This window comes from Mesorhizobium sp. M0106 (assembly GCF_040322715.1).
In the GTDB taxonomy this organism is placed as follows: domain Bacteria; phylum Pseudomonadota; class Alphaproteobacteria; order Rhizobiales; family Rhizobiaceae; genus Mesorhizobium.
On record NZ_JAMYUA010000004.1, the window covers coordinates 295970 to 320482 of the forward strand.

At 61.4% G+C, this 24513-nt stretch carries 22 protein-coding genes and 3 pseudogenes; 19 read left to right on the forward strand and 6 right to left on the reverse strand.

The features are described from left to right. The first annotated feature begins 31 nt into the window (after positions 1-31). From NKJ55_RS06620 to NKJ55_RS06640, 5 genes are read left to right on the forward strand one after another with little or no spacing between them, the layout of a single operon-like run. Positions 32-1030, forward strand: coding sequence for an ABC transporter substrate-binding protein (locus NKJ55_RS06620; protein ID WP_352449184.1), 999 nt, complete (start codon positions 32-34; stop codon positions 1028-1030). Then, a complete protein-coding gene (locus NKJ55_RS06625) occupies positions 1027-1632 on the forward strand; it encodes an SCO family protein (RefSeq protein WP_352449185.1) in 606 nt (201 codons plus the stop codon). Before NKJ55_RS06620 ends, NKJ55_RS06625 begins: the two co-directional genes overlap by 4 nt. Next, positions 1598-4252: a GAF domain-containing protein gene (locus NKJ55_RS06630; RefSeq protein ID WP_352449186.1), complete on the forward strand. Its 2655-nt coding sequence runs from the start codon at positions 1598-1600 to the stop codon at positions 4250-4252. Before NKJ55_RS06625 ends, NKJ55_RS06630 begins: the two co-directional genes overlap by 35 nt. Next, on the forward strand, positions 4249-4614 hold the full coding sequence (locus NKJ55_RS06635) for a response regulator (protein ID WP_352449187.1): 366 nt from the start codon (positions 4249-4251) through the stop codon (positions 4612-4614). Before NKJ55_RS06630 ends, NKJ55_RS06635 begins: the two co-directional genes overlap by 4 nt. A 13-nt stretch (positions 4615-4627) precedes the next feature. Then, on the forward strand, positions 4628-5776 hold the full coding sequence (locus NKJ55_RS06640; RefSeq protein ID WP_352449188.1) for an adenylate/guanylate cyclase domain-containing protein: 1149 nt from the start codon (positions 4628-4630) through the stop codon (positions 5774-5776). A gap of 282 nt (positions 5777-6058) precedes the next feature. On the opposite strand, the gene NKJ55_RS06645 is transcribed toward NKJ55_RS06640, so the two are convergent. Both NKJ55_RS06645 and NKJ55_RS06650 read right to left on the reverse strand, forming a co-directional pair. Continuing rightward, positions 6059-6571, reverse strand: a complete 513-nt coding sequence (locus tag NKJ55_RS06645) for an OmpA family protein (RefSeq protein WP_352449189.1) — start codon at positions 6569-6571, stop codon at positions 6059-6061. 10 nt (positions 6572-6581) lie between these two features. Next, the gene (locus tag NKJ55_RS06650; protein ID WP_352449190.1) at positions 6582-7241 is read right to left on the reverse strand and encodes a L,D-transpeptidase; all 660 of its coding nucleotides are present in this window, start codon (positions 7239-7241) and stop codon (positions 6582-6584) included. 267 nt (positions 7242-7508) lie between these two features. Between NKJ55_RS06650 and NKJ55_RS06655 the strand changes: the two genes are divergently transcribed. After that, positions 7509-8642, forward strand: coding sequence for an aminopeptidase (locus tag NKJ55_RS06655; protein ID WP_352449191.1), 1134 nt, complete (start codon positions 7509-7511; stop codon positions 8640-8642). A gap of 159 nt (positions 8643-8801) precedes the next feature. On the opposite strand, the gene NKJ55_RS06660 is transcribed toward NKJ55_RS06655, so the two are convergent. Next, positions 8802-9035 (reverse strand): hypothetical protein, encoded by a 234-nt coding sequence (locus tag NKJ55_RS06660; protein WP_023679240.1) that lies wholly within the window; start codon positions 9033-9035, stop codon positions 8802-8804. Positions 9036-9355: 320 nt separating this feature from the next. Here NKJ55_RS06660 and NKJ55_RS06665 point away from each other — a divergent pair. Together NKJ55_RS06665 and NKJ55_RS06670 are read left to right on the forward strand one after the other, a co-directional pair. Further along, a pseudogene (locus NKJ55_RS06665) lies at positions 9356-9963 on the forward strand (enolase C-terminal domain-like protein); the annotation flags it as partial. Between the two features lie 138 nt (positions 9964-10101). Beyond that, positions 10102-10350: pseudogene (locus NKJ55_RS06670) on the forward strand (glutathione S-transferase family protein); the annotation flags it as partial. Between the two features lie 55 nt (positions 10351-10405). On the opposite strand, the gene NKJ55_RS06675 reads toward NKJ55_RS06670, so the two are convergent. Further along, positions 10406-12076 carry an FAD-dependent oxidoreductase gene (locus tag NKJ55_RS06675; RefSeq protein ID WP_352449192.1) on the reverse strand — a complete coding sequence of 557 codons (1671 nt, stop codon included), beginning with the start codon at positions 12074-12076 and terminating at the stop codon, positions 10406-10408. A 162-nt stretch (positions 12077-12238) separates the two neighbouring features. Here NKJ55_RS06675 and NKJ55_RS06680 point away from each other — a divergent pair. The 5 genes and pseudogenes from NKJ55_RS06680 to NKJ55_RS06700 form a co-directional block, all read left to right on the forward strand. Further along, positions 12239-12484 (forward strand): annotated as a pseudogene (locus tag NKJ55_RS06680) (SAM-dependent methyltransferase); the annotation flags it as partial. Positions 12485-12561: 77 nt separating this feature from the next. Further along, positions 12562-12858, forward strand: a complete 297-nt coding sequence (locus NKJ55_RS06685) for a DUF718 domain-containing protein (RefSeq protein WP_352449193.1) — start codon at positions 12562-12564, stop codon at positions 12856-12858. Positions 12859-13671: 813 nt separating this feature from the next. Further along, positions 13672-15027 carry a selenium-binding family protein gene (locus NKJ55_RS06690; RefSeq protein ID WP_352449194.1) on the forward strand — a complete coding sequence of 452 codons (1356 nt, stop codon included), beginning with the start codon at positions 13672-13674 and terminating at the stop codon, positions 15025-15027. Beyond that, positions 15024-15395 carry a 2Fe-2S iron-sulfur cluster-binding protein gene (locus NKJ55_RS06695; RefSeq protein WP_352449195.1) on the forward strand — a complete coding sequence of 124 codons (372 nt, stop codon included), beginning with the start codon at positions 15024-15026 and terminating at the stop codon, positions 15393-15395. The genes NKJ55_RS06690 and NKJ55_RS06695 overlap by 4 nt, the downstream gene beginning before the upstream one ends. Before the next feature lie 5 nt (positions 15396-15400). Further along, positions 15401-15850 (forward strand): CoA-binding protein, encoded by a 450-nt coding sequence (locus NKJ55_RS06700; RefSeq protein ID WP_031212498.1) that lies wholly within the window; start codon positions 15401-15403, stop codon positions 15848-15850. A 57-nt stretch (positions 15851-15907) separates the two neighbouring features. On the opposite strand, the gene NKJ55_RS06705 is transcribed toward NKJ55_RS06700, so the two are convergent. Together NKJ55_RS06705 and NKJ55_RS06710 are read right to left on the reverse strand one after the other, a co-directional pair. After that, on the reverse strand, positions 15908-17131 hold the full coding sequence (locus NKJ55_RS06705; protein ID WP_352449196.1) for an NAD(P)-binding domain-containing protein: 1224 nt from the start codon (positions 17129-17131) through the stop codon (positions 15908-15910). A 59-nt stretch (positions 17132-17190) separates the two neighbouring features. After that, on the reverse strand, positions 17191-17748 hold the full coding sequence (locus NKJ55_RS06710) for an OsmC family protein (RefSeq protein WP_023679231.1): 558 nt from the start codon (positions 17746-17748) through the stop codon (positions 17191-17193). A 1334-nt stretch (positions 17749-19082) separates the two neighbouring features. Here NKJ55_RS06710 and NKJ55_RS06715 point away from each other — a divergent pair. The 6 genes from NKJ55_RS06715 to NKJ55_RS06740 all read left to right on the forward strand — a co-directional run bounded on the left by NKJ55_RS06715 (position 19083) and on the right by NKJ55_RS06740 (position 24513). Further along, on the forward strand, positions 19083-19694 hold the full coding sequence (locus NKJ55_RS06715) for a cupin domain-containing protein (RefSeq protein ID WP_352449197.1): 612 nt from the start codon (positions 19083-19085) through the stop codon (positions 19692-19694). 116 nt (positions 19695-19810) lie between these two features. Then, positions 19811-20749, forward strand: a complete 939-nt coding sequence (locus NKJ55_RS06720) for an ABC transporter substrate-binding protein (protein WP_352449198.1) — start codon at positions 19811-19813, stop codon at positions 20747-20749. A gap of 74 nt (positions 20750-20823) precedes the next feature. Continuing rightward, entirely contained in the window at positions 20824-21621 is a 798-nt protein-coding gene (locus NKJ55_RS06725) for an ATP-binding cassette domain-containing protein (RefSeq protein WP_352449199.1), read from the forward strand. Beyond that, entirely contained in the window at positions 21618-22622 is a 1005-nt protein-coding gene (locus tag NKJ55_RS06730; protein ID WP_352449200.1) for an ABC transporter permease, read from the forward strand. Before NKJ55_RS06725 ends, NKJ55_RS06730 begins: the two co-directional genes overlap by 4 nt. Positions 22623-22626: 4 nt before the next feature. Further along, complete coding sequence (locus tag NKJ55_RS06735) at positions 22627-23715, forward strand: phosphotriesterase family protein (RefSeq protein ID WP_352449201.1); 1089 nt, start codon at positions 22627-22629, stop codon at positions 23713-23715. A gap of 27 nt (positions 23716-23742) precedes the next feature. Next, entirely contained in the window at positions 23743-24513 is a 771-nt protein-coding gene (locus tag NKJ55_RS06740) for a glutamine amidotransferase (RefSeq protein WP_352449202.1), read from the forward strand.

A 24513-nucleotide genomic window follows, 5' to 3' on the forward strand; every position in this document is an offset into this window, starting at 1 on the left:
AGCGCGAAGGACCGCTGAAGAGGAGAACGTCATGCACATCATCCAGAACCGCCGCCGCTTCATGGCCGGCATCGCGGCGGGTGCCGCGGGATTAGTCGCAGCCCCGAGGCTGGCGCTCACCGAGCCGGCGCCAGAGACGACGAAAGTCCGGTTGCCGGTGTTCGCCAAGGTCTCGGACTGCCAATCGCCGATGTATGCGGCCACCGAGCTTCTGCATGCCGAAGGCTTGGCCGACGTTGAGTTCGTGTCTTCGGGCACCGGCCCGGATTCGTCGGACTGGATCGGCCACGGCGAGATCGACTTCGACTGGAACTACCCGCTCGCGCATGTGCTTAACATCGCAAAAGGCGCGCCGATAAAAGTCTTGACCGGCTTGCATGTCGGCTGTCTTGAGCTGATCGCAAACGATCGGGTCGTTGGCATCCCTGATCTGAAGGGTAAGACGGTCGGAGTGGATGGCAGCACCATCCAGTATCTGTTGCTGAATGTGATGTCTTCCTATGTTGGCCTTGATCCGGCAAAGGATTTCGAAACTCTCGTAACCCCCGATGCGGTTCAAAGCCTCGCGGAGGGTAAGATCGATGCGTTCCTCGGCGGACCGCCCACGCCCCAGCAGGCGCGCGAGCGAAAGCTCGGCCATGTACTTGTCAGCACGGCGATCGACAAACCATGGTCGCAGTATTTTTGTTGCATGCTCGCGAGCACCGCAGATTACGCAGGACGTTACCCGATGGCGACTAAACGAGTCATGCGCTCCCTACTCAAGGCCGTGGACCTCTGCATAACCAATCCGGAAGCGGTTGCGAAAAGTGCGGTCGATATAGGCTACGCCACCGACTACACGCTTCAGGCTATCCGTTCCGACATACGCTACGACAAATGGCGCGAATATGACCCCGAGGATTCCCTGCGTTTCTATGCGCTGCGTATGCAGGAGACAAATGCGGTCACGATGAGGCCACAGGAGGTTCTGGACCGCGGCACCGACTGGCGTTTCCTTAAGGAGCTCAAGCGCGAGATGAAGACGTGAGCCGCTGGCCGACGCGCGCGTTGCTGCTCCTCGCCCTCGTCGCTGAGCCTGCGCACACCTCTGCGCACGAAGCGTCAGCGCACGCTGGGAACAGCGAGCGCCTGCCGATGATGGGTGCTGCACCGGATTTCACGCTGATATCGCAGGACCACAAGCCGGTGTCGCTGCGCGACTTCCGCGGCAAGGTGGTCGCCATCGCCTTCATCTATACGTACTGTACCGACGTCTGCCCCATGCTGACCGCCCATATGGCCAGCGTGCAGGAAAAGTTGGGTAGTGCGTTCGGACCCCAAATCGCCTTTGTTTCGATCACCGTCGACCCGGAGCGCGACACGCCCGATGTTTTGAAGGAATATGCGCAGAATTTTGGCGCCGATCTGAAGGGCTGGTCGTTTCTTACCGGCGATCCGGCGGTCGTCCATGAGGTGGGACGGAAATACGGGGTCATCGCGAAGAAGGCGGCGAACGGAGATGTCGACCATACCTTGTTGACGTCGCTCGTAGACCCCAATGGCATCTTGCGAGTACAGTATCTTGGCGTCCGGTTCGACTTGGAGGAGTTCCGGGATGACCTTGTCAGCCTCTTGGACGAATCCAAATAGCATAACGAACCGGCTCGTTGGCTGGGTTGCCCGGCTGCCGGCGCGCGTCCAGACCAAGCTCTTGATCGCGTTCCTGTCGATCGTCGGCCTGCTGATCGTGCTCGGGGCCGTCGGGTTGCAGGTGCTGAGTGGGGTCAACGATCAGACCAACGAGCTGATCAAGCTGCAGCGCAGGATCGCGGCCTACCGCCAGGTACAGCACGATACGACCAGCCAGCTCTACGGCATCTCCACCGCCCTGTTGCTTCAGGACGACCGGATGCTGGATGCGGCGCTGCGCCAGCTCAATCAGTTCGGCTACGACCTCGACCGCATGGAGTTCGTCGCCAAAGCCGAGGTGGAAGTGCTTGGCCAGGTCAGGCAAGAGTACGAACGGCTGACGGCCGGCGTGACGCACGTGGCAGAACTCGTCCGCGCCGGCCGTACTGAGCAGGCGCGCAAGGTTCAGCTTGATGAAATCATACCGTCGGCTGATCGCCTCGAGCGGCTGACAAACCAGCTGGTCAACATGGCCGAAGCCGACATGGTGGCGGCCATCGAAACGACCGAAGGTGCGTACGGCACGTCCAGACTGATCGTGGTCTCGTTTGCGGTGGGCAGTATCCTGCTGGCGTTGGGGCTCGGCTACATCATCTCCTGGTCGTTGATCGAACCGGTCAAGAAGATCGAGACGCGTCTCAGCCAGATAGCGGCCGGCGACTTCGCCCAACAGGTTGCCGTCGCCAATCGCGACGAACTTGGAGTGCTCGCCGCTAACGTCAACCGGACCTCCGACCAGCTGGGGCGCCTGTATCAGGAGATTGAGACGCGCACCCAGCAGCTCGACGAAGCCCTTCAGCAGCAGACAGCCACTGCAGACGTTCTGAAGGTCATCAGCCGCTCTACCTTCGATCTGCAGGTCGTGCTCGATACGTTGGTGGAATCGGCTGTCAGGCTCTGCCGTGCCGACAAGGGTGGTATCGTGCAGTTGCTTGATGGCGTATTCCGCTATGTGTCGACGCATGGCTACCCGCCCAGCTTCCGTGCTTATGTCGACGCCAATCCACTTCCAGAGCTTGCCGCAGGCCGAGGCTCCGCCGTAGGGCGCGTAATCGAAGAACGGCGGATCGTGCAAATCGAAGACGTGACCGCTGATCCGGACTACCGCGTTGTCTTGATCGCTGAGGCAGGCGGATTCCGCACCGTCCTCGCTGCCCCGCTGTTGCGGGAAGGTGATCTCGTTGGCGTATTCGTCATGACGAGGGTTGAGCCGCAACCTTTCAATCCCAAGGAGATCGCGCTCGTCGAGACATTCGCCGACCAGGCCGTGATCGCCATCGAGAATGCGCGGCTCTTCGAGGCGGTGCAGTCACGGACGCGCGAGCTTGCCGCGTCTGTTGGTGAGCTCGAGGCGCTTGGTGAGGTGAGCAAGGCGGTCAATTCGACGCTGGATCTCGACACCGTGCTGAAAACGATCGTCGCCAAGGCGGTCCAGTTGTCGGAGACGGATGCTGGCACCATCTACGTGTTCAGCAGCACGCGGCAGCAATTCCGTCCGCGCGCAAACTTCGGTATGAGCGATGAGCTTATCGCCGCAGTCTCGCACCAGACGATCGGGCTGGCCGACATGGGGATCGGCGACGCGCCCGGGCGCTGCATGCCGGTGCAGTTTCCCGACCTCAGCGAGGAGACCTCATCCTTCCTTGTAAGAAAGACGATCGTCGACGCCGGATATCGCGGTATCCTGATCGTTCCGCTGCTGAGGCCCAACAAGATCGTCGGTGCACTGGTCGTCAGGCGCCACAAGCCAGGTGCCTTCCATGAGCAAGTTGTCCACCTGCTGGAGACCTTCGCTGCCCAATCGGTGCTCGCGATCCAGAATGCCAAGCTGTTCAGCGAGATCGAGGAGAAAGGCCGGGAGCTGGAGGCAGCTAGCCGCCACAAGTCCCAGTTCCTCGCGAATATGAGCCACGAGCTCAGGACACCGCTCAATTCGGTCTTGGGCTTCACAGAACTGCTGGTCGACGGCATCTACGGCGAACTCCCGGACAAGGCAAAGACGACCGTCGCGCGCGTGCAGGCGAACGGCCGTCACCTCCTCGGGCTCATCAATGACGTACTCGACCTTTCCAAGATCGAAGCCGGCCAGCTCACGCTGGCGATCGAGGACTACTCCATCGCGCAGATTGTTCGATCGACCGTTACGGCTGTCGAACCGCTGGCACGAGCGAAGGGTCTTGAGCTTTCAACGACTGTTGCCGAGAACCTTCCATTCGGCCGCGGGGACGAGCGCCGTTTGACGCAGGTCCTGCTCAATCTTGTAGGCAATGCCGTCAAGTTCACCGAAACGGGTGCGGTCGACATTCTTGCCGATGCGGTCGACGGGCACTTCGAGATCACCGTCCGAGACACCGGTCCCGGCATCGCGTCCAAGGACCAGGCTCTCATCTTCGAAGAATTCCAGCAGGTCGACAACAGCAGCACCAGGCAGAAGGGTGGCACAGGTCTTGGCCTGGCGATCTCGAAGCGCATCGTCGAAATGCATGGCGGAACCATAGACGTCGAGTCCGTGATCGGGTCAGGGTCGACATTCCGTCTCAAGGTACCAATCTGGGTGAATGAGGACGTGAGGGCCGCATGAGCAAACGAATCCTTATGGTGGAAGACACCGAGGACAACCGCCAGATCATCCGCGATCTCATTGCCACCACCGAATACGAACTGATCGAGGCGGCGGACGGCGCCGCCGGCATCGCTGCAGCGGGAGCGCACAGGCCAGACCTGATCCTTATGGACATTCAGCTCCCGGTGATCGACGGGTATGAAGCGACCCGCCGCATCAAGGCCGACCCGGCGCTGCGGCACATTCCGATTATCGCGGTCACCTCCTACGCGCTGTCGGGCGACGAGGCGAAAGCCCTTGCTGCTGGGTGCGATGGTTACATTGCCAAGCCATTCAGTCCGCGCCAGCTGCTTTCCGAGATTCGCGGGTTCCTTTCTTGAGGGAGGCAGCGCCTTGCACGATCCGCCTCGCATTCTCGCAGTCGACGATACTCCGGAGAACCTCGAGATCCTGCGCATGCGCCTCGAGGCGAATGGCTACGAAGTGGCGACCGCCGCCGATGGTGAAGAGGGGTTTGCAAAAGCTCGCGAACTCACGCCGGATCTGATCCTGCTCGACATCATGATGCCGAAGCTGGACGGTATCAGCGTGGTTCGCCTGCTCAAGCAGGACATCTCCCTGCAGGCGATTCCGGTCATCCTCGTCACCGCGAAGGCCGATACGCGTGATGTTGTCGAGGGGCTGGACGCCGGGGGTGACGACTACCTGACAAAGCCCTTCGAGCACAGGGCGCTGTTGGCGCGGGTGCGCTCGATGCTGCGCCAGAAGGCGCTTCACGACACCGTCGCAAGCCAGGCCCAACAGCTTCAGGATCAGGCCGCGCAGCTTTCCGATTGGAACCGCTCGCTCGAGCAGACCGTGGCGGAGCAGGTGACCGAGATCGAGCGAATGGGCCGGCTCCGACGGTTTCTGCCCGCGCAGGTCGCCGACCTCATCGTTGCGGCGGGAAATGGCGATGCGCTTCTGCAAAGTCACCGTCGCGAGGTGACCGTTGTCTTTTGCGATTTGCGCGGCTTTACGGCCTTCGCAGAGACCGCCGAACCCGAAGAAGTCATGACAGTTCTTGCCGAGTATCATTCCTGTCTTGGTGAACAAATTGTCCGCCACGAGGGGACTCTCGAGCGGTTCGTGGGCGACGGTATCGTCGTGGTTTTCAACGATCCACTGCCGTGCGCCGACCATACCGAGAGGGCCGTGTCTATGGCCGCGGCGATGCGCGATGCGATTGACGGGCATTCAGAGCAATGGCGCAAGCGGGATTACTTGCTCGGCTTCGGAATCGGCATCGCTCGGGGCCATGCAACCATCGGGCGGATCGGTTTCGATCAGCGCGCCGACTATGCGGTAATCGGCACTGTGTCGAACCATGCGGCTCGATTGTGCGAAGAGGCGAAGGCTCGACAGATTCTCGTCAGCCAACGGGTGTTCGGCGCTGTCGAGTCGCTGGTCGAATCCGTTCTTGTTGGCGAACTTACGCTGAAGGGCTTTCGCCGCCCGATGCCTGCCTATGAAATCGTGCGGTGGATCGGTCGGCCAAGCTAGCGTTAGACGCATTCCGGCTTCTTTCGGACGATGCGGCGCGTCGAACCGCCGGCACAAAGCAGCCCCAGCCATCGACCGATCTCCAGTTCGCCGCAACGGGGGAAAGCGGTCGCTCCGCGAGTAACAACCCAATGGCAGCCTACGCAAATAAAGCCTGTTCACTCGGATGTCTGCTTTTGGGATGCGGCTATGGCGTGCTCGAGGACCGACATTAGGCGCAAAGCAGCCATGCCGCCGTCGCGTGTGAGACTCTGCTTCGGGCCACAAGCAGAACAGCAGCCCCTACGGCTCGTCCCTCTCATCGCGCAAATTAGACACAACGCGGCGGTTCTGCGACCTGCAGGCGGTGTCGGGGCACTCGCGGACGAGCCTGTCCTTGCCGTAGCCCTTGGCCCACATGCGGTTGCGGTCTATGCCGCCGGCGGCGAGGTAGTCCATCACCGCATCGGCGCGCTGCTGCGACAGCGCCATTTCACTTGCGCCGGGATCGTCTGCGAAACCCTGCAGCTTGAGCAGCCAGCGCGGATGCTTTGCTAGCCAGGCGATCTGGGTGTCGAGGGTGGCCTTGGCGACAGAATCGAGCGCGGCCGAACCTTGCGTGAAATAGGTGCGGCGGCCGACATTGAGGATAAAATCCTCCTCGCTGCCCGGCTGCACATTCTGGAAACCGGCAACCTCGGTGTTGGTGACGTCGGGCGTGGAAGGGGCCAGCGTGTTGCTGGTCGAGCAGGATGCGGTCAGCAGCAGCAGGCCGGCGGCGAGCAGCCGGCGCGTGTTTTCAATGATGCGGTTCATGAGGCGCCAATCATTCGACAGTGGTGGAAGCGGGCGCCTGGTCGGCGATGTGCGGCAGGACCTGCACCCCGGTGCCGATCGGGCAGCGCTGGTAGAGGTCGATGATGTCTTCCGGAAACATGCGGATGCAGCCGCTGGAAGCGTCGGTGCCGATGCTCCATGGCTCCAGCGTGCCATGCAGGCGATAGCCGGTGTCGGCGCCGTCGCGGTGCAGATAGAGCGCGCGCGGCCCGAGCGGATTGTTGGACGCGCCGCCTGCGATCATGGGGGGTAGCTCCGGCCTGCGCTTGCGCATTTCGGGGGGCGGGACCCATTGCGGCCACAGCGCGCGGCGGTCGATCGTCGCGCGGCCGTACCATTTGAAGCCGTCCTTGCCGACGCCGACGCCGTAGCGGATGGCGGTCTTGTTTTCCATGATGACGTAGAGGAAGTGGTGGCGGGTATCGACCACGACGGTGCCGACAGGCTCGCTGCTGAAATACTTGACGATCTGGCGATGCCATCTCTTGTCGATCTTGGCGAAGTTGGTCTTGCGATAGACAAAATTGTTGTCGCTGGCGGTACCGGCGAAAAAGGATTTTGCCGCCGCGGCTTGAGCAATATTGCTGGTTGCACCCACCGCGACCAGCGCCAGGCCGCCGAGCACGACACCCCTGCGTGATAAAACCATCGGCAATATTCCCCCTCATGCCAAAAGCCTGGCGGACCATAGTTGAGAATTACTTCGCCTCAAAGTGGAAAATGCTGCGTTGCTTCAGTCCGCCGTGTCCGGACATTCGGCAATTTGGCGGCGTGTGACCGAATTGTGACAATCTTGCCGAGGACGAACGTCTAGCCTAAACCCCATCCAGGATCTTAACCAAATTGGCGCGACGGTTTCGGACCGGGCGTAGTTGCGACATTTGCCCTATCCGGACGTGTGAGCGATGCTGTGGGCATGATGCATGCTTTTTTTCGTTCGGTTGCTGCGATGATCGTGATGTCCGGCGTGGCAGGTTGCACCAGCATTTCCTACTACGCACAATCCCTGAAGGGTCACCTGGAGATCATGGCGGCGCGGCAGGATGTAGGAAAGCTGATCGACAATCCTTCGACCCCTGGGACATTGCGCGCTCGAATGGCATCGGCGAGCGCCATCCGACAGTTTGCGATAGATGAACTAGCGCTGCCGGACAACAATAGCTACCGCAGCTATGTTGACGTTGGTCGGGACGCGGTGACATGGGCCATCTTCGCAGCCCCGGAATTCTCGCTGACGCCACGAACATGGTGCTTTCCAGTGTTTGGATGCGTTCCGTACCGAGGATACTTCTCCAAAAGGTCTGCGATTGAAACCGCTGTCGAACTTCAGAGACAGGGCCTGGACGTCTATGTGACGGGCATCACTGCATATTCCACACTCGGCTGGTCAAGTGACCCGCTGCTAAGCACCATGCTCAGCCAAGATGAAGCGGGTCTTGCAGGGCTGGTGTTCCATGAGCTGGCCCACCAGCGCGTCTACGTACAGGACGATTCCGGGTTCAACGAGGCGTTCGCTACCGCTGTCGAAACAACCGGTGTAAGAAAATGGCTGCGCGCGAATGGGGATACTGCCGGTTTGCGCCGTTACGAAGCCGACCGGAGGCGCAGAGCTCAATTTCTTGCGCTGGTGTCGCAGACCCGAGACGAGCTAAAGCACGTCTATGACGACAGCGCTACCTCTGAGCAAAAGCGGGCCGCAAAGATAGCCGCGATCGAACGGCTGCGGATGCGCTACCGAGAGATGCGCGACAGTCGCTGGCATGGATACCGGAGGTACGATGTCTGGTTCGATTCTCCGATCAACAACGCGAAGCTCGCCGCGACTTCCGTCTACGGCGATCGGGTGGCGACGTTTCTCCGCTTGTTCGATTTGTGTTCGGGCGACTATCCACGATTTTTCGCGTCGGTTCGATGGATAGGAGCGTTAGACAAATCTGACCGCGCCGAAGCGCTCAAGGCGGCAGATTCATGCGATGGATCCGGTCAAATCCGCAAGCCAGAAGCGGCGAATCGGTCGCTGATGTACTCGGCAGCCGGAGCAGGTGATTGAATTGACCATTTGTCGGCCGATTTCCTAAGTGCTTTGACGTCGGCGGGGCCGGAAGCCGCATGCCGGCCTACAGAAGCCAAAAGCGGACTTGCCTGAACTCCCCGCGGGATCTTGGACCACAATGATTGCCGGCGGGCCGTGGCGCCTTAGCGTGCGCCCCTACGAGGCCGAAAACCTCACGCTCACGCCGCGCTGCCGAAAATAAGCCTGCATTAGCTTGCGGCCCGAACGGTTGTTCTGCGCCAGCCTGGTCGGATCGAACACCGCTTGTTCTATCCCCTCTCGCGCCAGCGCTGCTTTGAGCGCCGCGATATGTGCGTCGATGTCGGCATTGTTCACCCGGAGCGATGCATAGATGCTGTCGGTCGCCTCGGCCACGGTCGGCTCGCTCACGGGTGTACTCCTTTGGCTATTCGGGCGGCGGCTTAGCACAGATCAGCGGCTTCGCCGATACGGATAAGACGGCTAGATGGGCGGCAACAGTGTTCCTTGGGGTCGGCTGTGAATCATGGGTTCCGCCTGAGTCGGAGATCGCAAGCCATGTCGACACGAACGAGTCAGGAGGATTGGACGCACACGTTCGAGTATCCGAGCTTGCCTGCCGCGACGCGGGCGGGGGATGGCTCCGCCCGGGCGTAGCCTGAGGAAGTTCACCTCAAATTGCTCTTCGGAAACAGCACGCGATCGGGTTTTGCATTCATTCGCGCCAGCATTGCCTGGGCGACAAAGTCGGCCTGGCGCTAGACTGCGGCCCGGGCTGGATGCTGCCCGATGCGATCAAGTTCGCTCGCGCGGTCGAGAAGTACAATTTGATGTGGCTCGAGGACATGCTGACCGGCGACTATGTGCCGTGGGTCAATCCGCAGGCCTATCGGGAGCTGACCACCGCCACCCCTCGACGCCAATCCATACCGGCGAGCAGATCTACCTGCGGCACAATTTCAAGGAGCTGATCGAAACGCAGGCGGTGCGCGTCATCGGCCCCGATCCGGCCGATATTGGCGGCATTGCCGAGCTCAAATGGGTCGCCGAGCACGCCTGTATGCACTCGATCCTGATGGCACCGCACGGCACCGCGAACGGCCTTCTAGGCCTCGGCGCGCTGATCAATGTCTGCGCCACGCTGCCCGCCAACTACATTGCGTTCGAATACCCGAGCGCCTCCGACCCCTGGTGGGAGGACCTCGTAATCGGCCTGCCGTCGCAGATCGTGAAGGACAGCATGGTGGACCTGCTGCAAGCGCCGGGGCTGGGCCTCGACATCGACGCCGAAGCAGCCAGGAAGTATCTCCGGGAAGAGGATGCAGGCTTCTTCGACTGAACCATGCTTGCGCCACCGTGCACCGCGCGAACCGCTTCACGCAACCTGTCATCCGGAATGACCGTTTCGGGGCCGGAAGCAGACGGTCCGGTTCTCGAACGACCTAGTCAGAAAACTGCCCTTCCGCTGACGACCCGCGACGAGACCTGGCATAAGCAACGCCTGCCCATGGTCGAGGATCGCATTTGTGGCCGGCTGGGCGAACTTTCCGATCGCCTGGGCAATGCCGACTGGCTCGATGGTGCGTTCAGCGCCGGTGACCTTCTGATGGTGGCGGTGCTGCGCAGGTTGAACGGATCGGCTATACTGGACGAACATCCGAACCTCTCCGCTTATATAGCCCGCGGCGAAGTGCGGCCAGCCCTCAAGCGTGCTTTCGATGCTTAATTGGCGGTTTTCACGCCGCATCGACCGGCTGATGACATTCTGGTTACTTCACCCTCTAGCTTTGGTTGCGGTCTACTTTCTCTTCATTGGCCAGATACTGGTGGACGAAGGCGATGGCCATGCTGCCCTCGCCGACCGCCGAGGCAACGCGTTTGACCGGGCTCAGGCGTACGTCGCCGCAGGCGAAGATGCCGGGCGCGCTGGTCTCGAGGAGGTAGGGGTCGCGGCCATGCGACCAGAGCCCGGCCTTCTTCACGTCGTCGCCGGTCAGCACATAACCGCGTGCATCGCGCGCTACGTCGGCCGGCAGCCACTCGGTCTCGGCGTTGGCGCCGATGAACACGAACAGCCCGCCGCATTCGTGCCGGCTCACCTCGTTGCCGGTCTTGTCGAGAATGTCGATCGCCGTCAGGTGCGTCTCGCCGTGCACGGCCTGGACTTCGGAGCGAAGCTGGACCTTTACGTTGGATTTCGCCCTGAGCTGCTCGATCAGATAGTGGGACATGCTGTCGGCAAGCGAGGGGCCGCGCACCAGCAGCGTCACGCTGCGCGCATGGCCGGAAAAATGCATCGCCGCCTGGCCGGCCGAATTGCCGGCGCCGATCAGGTAGACATCCTGCCCATGCGTGCTGCTCGCCTCGCTGCGCGCGGCGCCATAATAAACGCCTTTGCCGATCAACCGGTCGAACCCGTCGATGGCAAGACGGCGCCAGGCGACGCCGGTTGCCAGGATGAGGCTGCGGGCGCGCACGACATCGGTGCCGTCGAGCACCACCTCGTGCGTCGTCGGGTCGATGCCGGCGACCGAACGGGTGACCAGGATTTCGGCGCCGAGCCGCTTTGCCTGCTGCAGGGCGCGGCTGGCAAGCTCGTCGCCGGAAATGCCGCTTGGAAAGCCGAGATAGTTCTCGATGCGCGAGGATGTTCCCGCCTGCCCGCCGGGCGCCTCGCGTTCGACGACGATGGTGCGCAGCCCCTCGGAGGCGCCATAGACCGCAGCCGCAAGACCGGCCGGTCCGCCGCCGATGATCGCGACGTCGTACTCGGCGCCGCGCGGGCGCGTCTGCAGCCCGAGGCGAATGGCAAGATCGCGCACGGCGGGTGCTTCGATAATCTCCCCGTCCGCCAGCCGGGCAACGGGACCATCGAGAGCCGGCCTGCCGAGGGCAGACCAGAAAGCCTCGGCATCCGACGTGTCGGGCAAAAGCCAGGTGAACGAAATCTGGTTGCGGGCCAGAAACCGGCGCAGTTCGCCGCACGCCGTGTCCCAGCGATGGCCGACCAATGTGACGCGCGGCCTCTGCGGCTCGGCAGTGACGCTTTGCAGCCCGCCCATCCGCTCGCGGGCAAGCGCGCTGACCTTTTGGGCCACGTCCTTTGAAACCGCGGCGATGGAATAATACTGCTGAACCTCGATGCGCATGACGCGGGAAGATTCGGCGGCGCGATAGCCACCGGGAAATCCCGAGCCAAGCGCAATCGGCACCTCGCCGAAGATCGTTCCCGGCAGACGCCAACCCAGCGTTCGCTCGATGCCGTCGAAGGTCTTTAGGACTTCGATCTTGCCGGCGAGAACCGCAAACAGCGCGGCCTCTCCACCCTCGTGAATCGCGAACTCTCCGGGGCTGAGGTGAAGATCGGCCGCTGTCCGCGCCAGCCGCTCCAGCTCTGCCGCCGGCAAACCCGAAAACAACGGGATCGCTCCCACTTCATCACTTGTCAGCATGGCCCCTCCGCGGGAGCCAGTTAGCGTTGTTTTTTTGTCGTGATCAATAAAAAAGCGAGGCGGAGCCGCGTTTTGGCAGAGAGCGCAACCTCCCCGTTGTTGTACCGTTGTTGTGGGGGAGATCGGCAGCCTCGACGCCATGCCACGCATGCTCGTAGCTCGCTCAAGCCGGACGGCACGTGGATGATCGTCGAGCCGTTCGCGCACGATCATCTGGCTGTTAACCCGGTCGGGCGCGCCTATTATGCCGCCTCCGCCTTTGTGTGCACGCCCGCGTCGCTGGCGCAGGATGTCGGGCTCCGGGGCTGGCGCCCAGGCCGGAGAGGCAAGGCTGAGGGAGGTCGTCACCAGCGGTGGCTTCACCGCTTCCGCCGCACCGCAGAGACGCCGTCCAACATGGTGCTGGAGGCCCCCCGTAGTAGGATGGCTGCCGCAGGAAGATTGCTGCTCAAAAAAGTTGCTGCTCCAATCGATCGCAGGAAGCTATGACCGCCTACAATGTAGTCCGCTTTCGCACAAAGCCAAACATAGAAAAGGCCTTCGTCGAAGCGCACAAGACTATCGCGCTCAACGCGACAGGCTTTCGCAAGGGCGCCCTGATCAAGACTGGCGAGCCCACATTCTGCTTTGTCGGCGAGTGGCAGGACATGGACAGCCTCGCCGCCGCGCGGCCGTCGATGATCGGCATTCTCGACACGTTCCGCGATATGCTCGAAGACCTCGGCGGCGACCTCGGCCTTACCGACCCGGTCTCGGGGGCAGTCGTTGCTGAGGTAAGCTGAGGCAGGCTCGAGTTAGCGAAGGCCGGCCGAACTCCCAGGCGATCAACCAAAAAGGCAGAGCAGGTTTTGGCGGATGTAGCCAAGCGACAGAGGTTCGTGCCGGAATTGGTCGGGCGTCTGACGGGCTGTAGCGGCTGAGCCGGAGGCTTGGGTGGCCTCAGCCCGCTGCGTGAGGATTCACCGCGCGCTACGGTTTTTCTCTGCTTCGGATGATCCAAGCGGACAACGGTCCGACGAAGACACTGTCGGCGAGTGCTCGTTCCTCCGCACTCAAAGAACCAGGCATCGTGCACGCAGTGCTGGGTTCGCTCAGCAGCGTCGAGGTAGCGATTGCAAGGAGACTTGCTCTCATTTTGCACACCCGCTCAGACCCCACACGCATTGCGCCGATGGGTAGCTCAACCTGATAGGATGACCATGCGCGATTGCGATTGAGGATCAGGTAATGGCCGGAAGCGGTCCGATCGATTGCGGTAAGCGCGCGAGAATGCAGACATCCAATCCGGGGTTCGAAGTCTCGAACTGACCCAACCCAGACGTTCCCGACCGCTGGAATACTGTCTTGAAACCGTGGAAAGAAGCCGGAGGCTTTCACTTGGGCTTGGTCCAGGCACTGCTCTCCGATCACTCCGCCAACGTTCCCTCGGGATAAGAAGCTGGCGTTGGGTGGTCCCACAGGGCTCTGTCGCCAAGTTGTACGTCACGTGCGCACTTCACAAGCCACCCCGGCCATAGCGCCAATGCCAAGCATGCACTAACATTCCAGCTTGCCCCTTTGGGGCTGGCCAGTGATCTGTTCAAAGGGAAGTACCCATGACCAATCATTGCTGTGGACCGGGCTATGCTTCTCCAGCCGAGGCGATGACGGCACCTCGCGAAAAGCTGCTCTATACGATTGCCATCTACACCGGCACGGGCATTCAGAAGCCGGACTATCTGTGCACCATTGATGTCGACCCGGAGAGTTCGACCTACAGCCAGGTGATTTCGCGTTTGCAAATGCCGGGTATTGGCGATGAGCTTCATCACTCGGGCTGGAATGCCTGTTCGTCGTGCCACGGCGATGCGAGCAAGGAGCGGAAATATCTGATCGTGCCGGGTGTGCGCTCGTCAAATCTGCATATTGTCGATTGCGGTACCGATCCGCGCAGCCCGACACTGTTCAAGGTGATAGACGGCGCTGAAATCAAAGCCAGGACTAACCTGTCGGCGCCACACACGGTGCATTGCCTCGGCTCGGACATCATCGTTTCCATGCTTGGTGACGCCCAGGGCAATGCCCCCGGCGGCTATTTGCAACTCAGCAAGGAGTTCGAGATTGTCGGCCGCTGGGAAAACTCCATGGGCAGGATCAAGTTTGGTTATGATTTCTGGTACCAGCCGCGACACAACGTAATGGTCAGCTCGGAATGGGCCGCGCCCAATACCTTCATGCCTGGCTTTGACCTGGAAGAGGTTGGTCATCTGAAATATGGCCGAGAGATCCATTTCTGGGATTTTGAAAAGAAGGAGCCAAAGCAAACATTCTATCTCGGTGAAGATGGCTTGATCCCACTGGAAGTGCGATTCCATCATAACCCCGACAGCAGTCACGGCTTTGTTGGCGCGGCCCTTTCTGCAAATATCATCCATTGGTGGAAGGACGCGGCGGGTGACTGGCAATGGGAAAAAATTGTCGATGTCGGCAATGAGCCGCATCCCGAATGGCCGATACCAATACCGGGCGTGATCTCGGTCATTCTGCTCAGCATGGACGATCGATACCTCTATATGTGCAACTGGTTGCATGGCGACATTCGTCAGTACGACATCTCGGACCCTCACAACGCCAAGCTTACCGGACAAGTGTGGATGGGCGGACTTCTCGGCCGTGCGCCTGAGGTCAATGGCGTGAAAGTGACTGGCGGGCCTCAGATGATACAGCTCAGCCTCGACGGCAAGCGCCTTTATGTGACGACCTCACTCTTCTCGACGTGGGATAATCAGTTCTATCCCGAAATCCGCACCAATGGCGGATGCATGCTGATGGTCAATTGCGATACGGAAAACGGCGGCATGGAAATCGATCCGCTATTCGTTGTTGATTTTGGTAAGGAACCAAATGGACCAAGCCGCTGCCACGAAACCCGTTATCCCGGGGGTGATTGCACGAGTGACATCTGGGTATGACCTGCTTCACCATCATTCTCGCCAATCAAGGCGGTGCGGCCTTTGACGTCGATCACCGTAAGCCCCTCTTGCAAAGCTTGCGCGAGCAGGGCGTGGATCTGCCGTATGGGTGCAAGTATGGCGGCTGCATAACCTGTGCGGCCAAAATAATCAGCGGCAAAGTCGATCAAAAAGCGCAGCGGGCGCTGAACAACCGCCAGATCAACAATGGCTATATAATCCTCTGCGTCGCCCGCCCTATGAGCGACTGCACGCTGGAGGTCGGCGTTGAGAGCCACGACAAGCTCTATCGCAACCCCTTCCTTGACCCGCTGGCCGCTCATGAATTGAAAGCCGATATTGCGACCCCGTTGGAAGCAAAGAAATGACCCATATGAATCATGATGAGCCCTATTCGGAGGCTTACCTGCAAGACATTCTGAAATCGGTCAAAACCATCGCGATGGTTGGGGCCAGCCCCGATAAAACTAAATTTTCCTATGGGGTACTCAGGGTGCTGCACGAAATCGGCTACGACATGATCCCGGTCAACCCCAGTCCCGGTCTGGATGAGATTCGAGGGCTTAAGGTGTACGCGTCACTAGCGGCCATCGACCGGCCTGTGGATATGGTTGAGGTTTTTCGCCGCTCCGAAGATCTGTTGGAAGTTGCACAGGAGGCCATCGCAATCAATGCCAAGGTTCTGTGGGGTCAGATTGGGGTGCGCGATGACGCTGCCGCCCAGTTGGCGGAGGAAGCGGGCTTGAAAGTGGTGATGAACCGCTGTCCCAAGATTGAGTTGTTCCGCCCCTTCTGGAAGCCAAAGCTGCACTTGGGAATATGACTGCAGGGGCGCAGAATTCGGGGTTGTCGCGGCAACCAACCTGTTCCCTCTGGAGTCTCAGACGTTGATCCCGAGGTACGATGCCAGATGATCGCTGAGATCACGCGCGTCGTCGCCAGCGCCGTCGATCAGCGCAGACTTGCGGCGGCGCAGAAACTGCGTCCCCATCAGGTACAGGCCCGGATGTTCCGCTACACCGCCGTCGTGACGGACGTGGCCCTTGCGGTCGAGGACCGGCAGTTCCAGCCAGGAGTAGTCCGGCCGGTAGCCGGTGGCCCAGATGATCGTCCTGATCGCGCCTCCGGCAAGATCGAGGCCGAGCGGCGGGTTCTCCTCGACACGGGTCGGCGGCGGGCGATCCGGCGGCCCGACCGTAGCGTCCAGGCCGTTGGCGCGCGCCCATTCGTCGATGACGTCGAGCAGCCGTGCCATCTTGAGATCGGAAAGCGCGCACATGTTGCGCAACGACCCCGCAAACTGGGCCTTGCCGTCTTCGGTGATGCCGGCAAGACGACCGATGAGCCGGACGCCGAGGTCGTCGAGCGCATTGAGGTCGAGGGTGATGCGGTCGGGCGTGCCGGCAAGCTGTAGCGAAGGAACCCGTCGCGCCCGCCTGATGTCGTCCACCTCGTCGTAACGCTCGTCGAGCACGCCGGCGGCGTCCATCCACCATTCCAGGTCCTTGCCGCGATAGACGCGGGGCGCCCGGATGTGCTCGCCCACCGACAGGGTCACTTGACGCCCCGAACGCTGCAGCTCCTGTGCGATCTGGGTGCCGCTCGACGACGCGCCCACCACCATCACGCCACCGTCGGCGACCTGACCCGGATTGCGGTAGGACTGTGCCGTCAGCATGGCGACCGACGGCGGCACGCGGCTGGCGACGTCGGGCAGGCGCGCGATGTTGCACGCGCCCGACGCCAGCACGACGGTCCGACACCGCCACTCGCCGCGGTCAGTGCGCACAAGATATCCCGCCCCGTCGCTGCGAACCGAGGTAACGGTCGAGTGGGTTCTGACCGGAGCCGAGATCGCCTTGGCATAGTTCCCGAGGAAGTCGATCACCTCAGGCATCGTCCGGTAGCCGTCGGGATCGTCGCCGTCATAGCGGAAGCCCGGCAGCCGGCTCTGCCAGTTCGGGGTGAGCAGCCGCAGTGAATCCCATCGCTCGGTGCGCCAGGTATGGGCGATCTCGCCGCGCTCCAGCAGCACATGGTCGATAGAGCGCTCCGCGAGGCAGCGGCTCATCGCGAGCCCCGCGTGCCCCGCGCCGACGATCACTGTGGTGACGGAACTAATCGCACCCTCTCATCAGGAGAGTCTACGGTTCGAAGCGCCTTTCAATTCACCACGACCGTGACGTTCGTCGGATTGGTGACAATGTCATAGACCGCCGACCGCTTCTGCGACTGAGCGACGATAGCCTCGATGTCCTCGCGCTTGGCGTCGGCGTCGATGTTGTATTTCACCGTGATGCCGCTGAAGCCGTTGCGCACGTCGCTGTCGATGCCGAGTATTCCGGCGAGATCCATGTCGCCTTCGATGGTCGCCTTCACCGACTTCAACTGGATGTTGCGGTTCTGGGCAACCGCGGCGATGCCGGCGGTCAGGCAACTCGCCAGTCCGACCAGCACGTATTCGACGGGCGTGGCGCCCTTGTCCTGGGAAGCGAAGACCTCCGGATGGTCTGCGTCGAATGTGAAGGTGGTCTTGCGATGCTGATCCTCGCCGAGACCGTAGAAGCTCTCGACCGACGAGTGGCTGTGGGTGCCATCCTTCCATTCGCAGGCCGCGCGCCACTTGAACTGCGCTGCCTCCGGGGCGTTGGTAAGCGCTTCGCGTGCGCCGAGCAGCGCCTCTACGTTAACGCCGTTGTTTGCCTGTACTTCGGAAGCCATAATTATTATCCTCCCTACCTTGCACTGGCTCAAAAACCCGACCGATCTCACTGACCTCTCGATCAGATTTCACCATGGCGCGGCATGCTATGGGCCGCGAAGCCTTTCTTCAAGTTGTTTCCGCAGCGGAATGTTCGCCCTCGTGTGCCGAGTTGTGCCTTTGCAGGCTCTGGCGCGACCACGACCTTCAGCGTGGTCAATTGCAGTGTCTGCTTCCGGGCGGAGGCAAAGTTCGCCTCTATGGCCGACATCAGGCGCAGAGCAGACGGTCGGGTTTCCAACCCGGAGCGACAAGAGCTGACCTTTGGTCGGCGCAAGTGTCGTCCTGACGTGACCCAATGCGGTCTTCCGTTGCGAGCGTTGCTGAAGCTGCGTTAAGTCGGTCGGAGGCCAATGGTATTTTCAATGGAACGCTAATATACATGGAAACCCCAACGAGCAGCGCCTGCCAGATACTTGAGGAATGCCATGCGAAGGCTCATCTTCACGGCGATGTGTATCGCCGCCGCAACAGCCGCTAACGCCCATGATTGGTACGAAGATAAGATTGACCCACAGACCAAATTCAAGTGCTGCGGCGGTTCAGATTGCCGCGCCATACCTCGTCTTCGGTGCGGTCCAGGGTAGACGGCGGGTACACTTATTTGCCGCATAATTTCACCATCCCACGGGACCGTGTACAGGAATCCCCGGACGGGCAATACCATATCTGCGAAAATAAATATGTTGTAACCAACCAGCTGTATTGGCGTTGCTTCTTCGCACCTCGTGTCGATGTGTCTATCCTTCTAAAGCATTAACCGCGCGTCGCTTCCGCAACTTACATCAGCAAGGTGCTAGTTCATTAATTCTGTTGGACTTTCTTCAAAATTGCCGAAGCTCAAGCGGCTGCGCGACTGCCCCCAGGATTTCATTGGATACGTCGCGGCTATCGAGAGCCTGCGCGCCCTGGGCGTAACTCCATGGGGCGCTGCCGCGGGTGACTTCTGGGCGCGCTCCGCAAATTCGGGGACAGTCCAGATTTTATCGTGTCGGCGCGGCCGTGGTTGTGTAGATTGGCTGCGTGGCCCGCCTTGCCCGCATTGTCGTTCCAAGTCCACTCGCCACGTGACGCAAACGCGGTAACGGCTGGCGATTTCGACCACGATGGACAGCCAAGCGATAGGGATAACTGGCGCAGGATCATTCAGCAGGTTCATGCGGGAGCGGCATTCGCCGGATGAGGTAGCTGCGGCTGCAGTCTCGAATTTGACGCATCAGCACTTGCAAATCGTCAGCCGAGGTCTTTTGCTCGCGCGATAGTTGCCCTTGACCGTTGAATGGTTGGCGAACAGATGAACAAAATCGATCGACGGCGGCCAGAATCAGAAACGGACGCCACCATAAATGCCGCAAGACTTGGAACTCGGCTGCGCCTCGCCCGCCAGACACGCGGCATGACGCTGAAGACGCTGGCCGCGGCTGCGAATTGCTCGGAAAGCCTGCTGTCCAAGATCGAGAACGGCAAGGCTTCGCCGTCCCTGCCCATGCTCCACCGTCTGGTCGAGGTTCTCGACACCAATATCGGCTGGATGTTCGAGCAAGTCGACGACGACGAGGCGATCGTATTCCGGGCGGGCGCAAGGCCTTTGATCGCGCTCGACGCGCTACGGCGTGGCGAAGGAATTTCGCTCGAACGCATCATCCCGTATTCGCCTGGCCACCTCTTACAATGCAACATCCATCACATCGAGGCAGAGGGCTCGAGCGAAGGTCCGATCCAGCATGCCGGCGAGGAAGTCGGCTACGTGCTCGCCGGGCGGATCGAACTGATCGTCGACGGCAAGAGCCATGCTCTCGCCACCGGTGATGCCTTCGTGTTCAGGTCGGAGCTGCCGCATCATTACCGCAACATCGGCGAGGAACGCGCTAGCATTTTCTGGGTCAACACGCCGGCGACTTTCTGAGCAACGCTCTGCGTTCATTTGGATTGACAAATATTCAAGTCTCTTGAATGCTTGCCTCGTGCCTGTAGCACCAACGGGACCAGCCGAGGTCTGGTCCGCAAGCAAGGGGAACCGAAATGCGTCTGTTCAAACTTCTCGCCGGCTGTGCCGCCGCCATTGCCATGGGCTCGGCAGCCATGGGATCGGCGCTTGCCGATACGTTCGCTCTCGTCAACATCAACCAGCAGGCCCTGTTCTTCAACCAGATCAACGAGGGCGCGCAAAAGGCAGCCGACGCCGCTGGCGCCAAGCTGGTCATTTTCAACGCCAACAATGTGCCGAGCGCGCAGAACGACGCGATCGAGAACTACATCACGCAGAAAGTCGACGGCATCATTCTGGTCGCCATCGACGTCAACGGCGTCAAGCCTGCGATCACTGCAGCCAAGGCGGCCGGCATTCCCGTCATAGCCATCGACGCGCAGATCCCCGACGGCGACAATATTTCGTTCATCGGCGTCGACAACACCAAGGCCGGCGAGGACATCGGCAAATTCTACGCCGACTATGTGAAGACCGATATGGCCGGCAAGGCCAAGATCGGTATCGTCGGCGCACTCAATTCATTCATCCAGAACCAGCGCCTCGACGGCTTCAAGAAGGCGGTGACCGAAAGCGGCCAGGCCGTCACCTTCCTCGACACGGTCGACGGCCAGAATGTTCAGGAGACCGCCTTGAGCGCTTCGGAAAACCTGATGACCGCCAATCCGGACATGAACTCGCTCTATGCGACCGGAGAGCCGGCCTTGCTCGGCGCCGTTTCGGCGGTGACCAGCCAAGGCCGCACCGGCGACGTCAAGGTGTTCGGCTGGGATCTCACCAAGCAGGCCGTTCAGGGCATCGACGACGGCTGGGTGGTGGCGGTCGTGCAGCAGGATCCGGCCGGCGAAGGCAAGGCCGCGGTCGAAGCGCTGGGCAAGATCAAGAAGGGCGAGAAAATCGACCCGATCATCAATATCCCGGTGACGATCGTGACCAAGAAGAATGTCGACCAATATCGCGCGATGTTCAAGTAAACTGCGTCGGCGACCGAGCCGCGGCGCCGCCCGAGGCTGCGGCGCGGATCCCTTGCAATCGCGTGGAATTCCAGATGAGCAGTGGCCAGACCTATCGGGTGCGGATGAGCGGCATCTCAAAGCGCTACAACGCCATCCAGACGCTCGATGACGTGTCGCTGACGCTGAAGCCGGGCGAGGTGCTGGGGCTGGTCGGCGACAATGGCGCCGGCAAGTCGACATTGAGCAAGGTGCTGTCGGGGGCAGTGGTTCCCGACGCCGGCACCATCGAGATCGACGGCAAGCCGGTGATCTTCAGCTCGCCGGCGGACGCACGTGCGGCGCGCGTCGAGATGGTCTACCAGGACCTGTCGCTCTGCGACACGGTCGATGTCGCCGGCAATCTGTTTCTCGGCCGCGAGCCGCGCCGCCGCATCGCAGGCATTTCCTTTCTCGACAAGAAGCGCATGCATGACGAGACGCGCCAGATGCTCGATCGGCTCGGCATCGTCATTGCCGATACGCGGCTCAAGGTCGAAAACCTCTCCGGCGGGCAGCGCCAGTCGATCGCGATCGGCCGCGCCGCCTCGTTCGAGCCGGCCGTGCTGATCATGGACGAGCCGACGGCAGCGCTTGCCGTGGCCGAAGTCGAGGCGGTGCTCGAACTGATCCGCGCGGTCAGTGCGCGCGGTGTCAGCGTCATTCTGATCACCCACCGGCTGCAGGATCTCTTCCTCGTCTGCGATCGCATTCAGGTCATGTATGAAGGGCGCAATGTCGCCGAGCGGCTGATCGGCGACACTAATATCGAAGACGTGGTCAATCTGATCGTCGGCCGCAAGTTCAATGCGCGTTCCGCCACCAATGGCTATCGCGGTGGAGCGCCGGCATGAGTGACGCGATCCACACCGCCAAGCCCTCACGAATACGCAGGGGCACCTGGCGCGATGCGCTGCTCGCCAATGGCAGCGTCGTCTCGATCGCGCTGTTCTTTCTGGTCGTCTGCATCATCTTCTCCGTTGCGACCGACGCGTTTCTGACATCGCCCAATCTGTTGAACATCCTGCGGCAGTCGGCGCCGCTGCTGATCGTCGCCGCGGCAATGACTTTCGTCATCACCACTGGCGGCATCGATCTTTCGGTCGGCTCCGTGCTGGCGCTGGTGGCGACGCTGTCGGCGACGCTTTTGCAGTTTGGCCTGCCGTGGCCAGTCGTTATCCTCGCCATGTTGGCGCTCGGTGCCCTGCTTGGGGCGGTACAGGGCTATTTCATTGCCTATGAGGGCATCCCGTCCTTCATCGTCACGCTTGCCGGGCTTTCGGTGATCCGTGGCGTGGCGCTGCTGATCACCGGCGGCTATTCCATCCCCATCGAGCCCGGAAGCGCTTTCACCGTGCTGGGCCGCGCCTGGTTCCTTGGCGTGCCGGTGCCGGCGCTGATCGCGCTGGCGATCCTGGCCATCGCCTATCTCGCCTTCAACGAGACGCCATTCGGCCGCTATGTCACCGGTATCGGCGCCAACGCCGAGGCGGTGCGGCGCGCCGGCGTCAACACGCGGCAGACGACGCTCTTCGTATACGTGATTTCCGCCACCGCGGCAGCCCTTGCCGGGATCATCATTGCTGCCCGGCTTGGATCGGGATCTTCGAATGCCGGCCAGGGTTTCGAGCTGGAAGTCATCGCCGCCGTCGTGCTCGGCGGCACCAGCCTGTTCGGCGGCCGCGGAACGATCATCGGCACGGTGCTCGGCGCGCTGACGGTGGCCGTCATCGGCAACGGCCTGATCCTGGCGCATCTGTCGCCTTTCCTGACGCCGATCGTCACCGGAACGATCATCCTGATCGCCATCTGGTTGAACTTCCGCCTGTTCCGCGGCGCCGTGCGGAGCCGTTGAGCCGATGAGCGATCTGTTCGATGACGCGGTGCCCAGGCGGCGGCTGCCAATCGGGGTCGAAACCGGCCTTGTGATGACCGTGCTCGGCCCGGTTCCGGTCGAGGAGATGGGCATTACGCTGATGCACGAGCACATCTTGCTCGACGGGGCGCGCAGCTGGAAATGCCCCTGCCATCCCGACGACATGGCGATCGCCGAGCAGCCGGTGAACATCGAGATCATCGGCGAGTTGCGCATGAACCCATACGTCAACCGCGACAACGTCTCGCTCGACGACGCCGACCTCGCGCTGTCTGAGCTGCAGCGCTATCGCGCGCTGGGCGGCCACACCGTGGTCGATGCCACCAATATCGGCATCGGCCGCGCCCCCGAAAAGCTCGCCCGCATCAGCCGCATGTCCGGCCTGAAGATCGTCATGGGCACCGGCTTCTATCTCGAGCACACCCATCCCGAATGGCTGAAGGCGATGGATGTGGACGCCGTGACCGAGTTCATCGTCAACGATGTCGGCGGCGGCGAGACGCAGCCGCCGATCATGGCCGGGCTGATCGGCGAAGTCGGCGTCAGCAAGGATTTCACCGCCGAGGAACGCAAGTCGCTGCGGGCTTCGGCGCGCGCCTCGCGCATCACCGGCGTGCCGCTGTCGATCCATCTGCCTGGCTGGGAGCGGCTGGCGCACGACGTGCTCGATATCGTCGAGGCCGAGGGCGCCGATCTTCGCCACACCGTGCTCTGCCACATGAACCCGAGCCACGACGATCCCGACTACCAGAAAAGCCTCGCTCGGCGCGGCGCGTTCCTCGAATACGACATGATCGGCATGGACTATTATTACGCCGACCAGGACGCGCAATCGCCCTCCGACGAGGAGAATGCACGCGCCATCGCCGCCCTTGTCGAGGCGGGCTTCGGCGACCGCCTGCTGTTGTCGCAGGATGTGTTCCTCAAGATCATGCTGACGCGCTTCGGCGGCTTCGGCTATGGCTATATCCTGAAGCATTTCATACCGCGCCTAAAACGCCATGGCGTCGAGCAGCCGGCCATCGACCGCATGCTGATCGCCAATCCGAAAAGCGTATTCGCGCGGCTCTAAGCGGCCTGGAATTACACTGGAGTTCAAATGTCCAAGAAGAAGATCCTGCTTGCCGGCGAATCCTGGGTGTCGACCGCGACCCATATCAAGGGTTTCGACCAGTTTCCGACCGTTACCTACCACACCGGCGCAGACGAGTTGCTGGGCGCACTGAAGGCGACCGACTTCGACGTCACGTTCATGCCGGCGCATGAGGCGCAGCGCGGCTTTCCACAGACCATGGAGGCGCTGTCGGCCTATGACGCGGTCGTGCTCTCCGACATCGGCGCCAACACGCTGCTGCTGCATCCCGACACCTGGGTCCACTCCAAGCCGACGCCGAACCGCCTGCGCCTGCTCCGCGATTACGTCAGCGGCGGCGGCGGTCTATTGATGTTCGGCGGTTACTACAGCTTCCAGGGCATCAATGGCGGCGCGCGCTACCACAAGACCCCGGTCGAGGACGTGCTGCCGGTGAACTGCCTGGCATTCGACGACCGCGTCGAGGTTCCCGAAGGCTTTGCGCCCGTGCCAAAACCAGGGTCGAGCCATCCCATCCTCAGGGGCCTCGGCTCGGACTGGCCGGTCCTGCTCGGTTTTAACGAGGTGACGCTGAAGGACGGGGCCGAGGTCCTGGCCAGCGTGTCGTCGGACTATGGCTCGCTGCCGCTGCTTGTCACCGGCCATTACGGCAAGGGCCGCACCGTGGCCTGGACATCCGATGTCGGGCCACATTGGCTGCCGCCGCAATTCATCGCCTGGCCAGGCTACAAGACCCTGTTCGAACAGATGCTGGGCTGGGCGACAGGTGAGAGCTGA

Excerpts from the sequence above, each read along its gene's own strand:
- NKJ55_RS06620 (WP_352449184.1), top strand. The coding sequence starts at position 32 with ATGCACATCATCCAGAACCGCCGCCGCTTCATGGCCGGCATCGCGGCG.
- NKJ55_RS06630 (WP_352449186.1), top strand. The coding sequence starts at position 1,598 with ATGACCTTGTCAGCCTCTTGGACGAATCCAAATAGCATAACGAACCGG.
- NKJ55_RS06635 (WP_352449187.1), top strand. The coding sequence starts at position 4,249 with ATGAGCAAACGAATCCTTATGGTGGAAGACACCGAGGACAACCGCCAG.
- NKJ55_RS06645 (WP_352449189.1), bottom strand. The coding sequence starts at position 6,571 with ATGAACCGCATCATTGAAAACACGCGCCGGCTGCTCGCCGCCGGCCTG.
- NKJ55_RS06650 (WP_352449190.1), bottom strand. The coding sequence starts at position 7,241 with ATGGTTTTATCACGCAGGGGTGTCGTGCTCGGCGGCCTGGCGCTGGTC.
- NKJ55_RS06655 (WP_352449191.1), top strand. The coding sequence starts at position 7,509 with ATGATGCATGCTTTTTTTCGTTCGGTTGCTGCGATGATCGTGATGTCC.
- NKJ55_RS06675 (WP_352449192.1), bottom strand. The coding sequence starts at position 12,076 with ATGCTGACAAGTGATGAAGTGGGAGCGATCCCGTTGTTTTCGGGTTTG.
- NKJ55_RS06685 (WP_352449193.1), top strand. The coding sequence starts at position 12,562 with ATGACCGCCTACAATGTAGTCCGCTTTCGCACAAAGCCAAACATAGAA.
- NKJ55_RS06690 (WP_352449194.1), top strand. The coding sequence starts at position 13,672 with ATGACCAATCATTGCTGTGGACCGGGCTATGCTTCTCCAGCCGAGGCG.
- NKJ55_RS06695 (WP_352449195.1), top strand. The coding sequence starts at position 15,024 with ATGACCTGCTTCACCATCATTCTCGCCAATCAAGGCGGTGCGGCCTTT.
- NKJ55_RS06700 (WP_031212498.1), top strand. The coding sequence starts at position 15,401 with ATGAATCATGATGAGCCCTATTCGGAGGCTTACCTGCAAGACATTCTG.
- NKJ55_RS06710 (WP_023679231.1), bottom strand. The coding sequence starts at position 17,748 with ATGGCTTCCGAAGTACAGGCAAACAACGGCGTTAACGTAGAGGCGCTG.
- NKJ55_RS06715 (WP_352449197.1), top strand. The coding sequence starts at position 19,083 with ATGAACAAAATCGATCGACGGCGGCCAGAATCAGAAACGGACGCCACC.
- NKJ55_RS06720 (WP_352449198.1), top strand. The coding sequence starts at position 19,811 with ATGCGTCTGTTCAAACTTCTCGCCGGCTGTGCCGCCGCCATTGCCATG.
- NKJ55_RS06725 (WP_352449199.1), top strand. The coding sequence starts at position 20,824 with ATGAGCAGTGGCCAGACCTATCGGGTGCGGATGAGCGGCATCTCAAAG.
- NKJ55_RS06730 (WP_352449200.1), top strand. The coding sequence starts at position 21,618 with ATGAGTGACGCGATCCACACCGCCAAGCCCTCACGAATACGCAGGGGC.
- NKJ55_RS06735 (WP_352449201.1), top strand. The coding sequence starts at position 22,627 with ATGAGCGATCTGTTCGATGACGCGGTGCCCAGGCGGCGGCTGCCAATC.
- NKJ55_RS06740 (WP_352449202.1), top strand. The coding sequence starts at position 23,743 with ATGTCCAAGAAGAAGATCCTGCTTGCCGGCGAATCCTGGGTGTCGACC.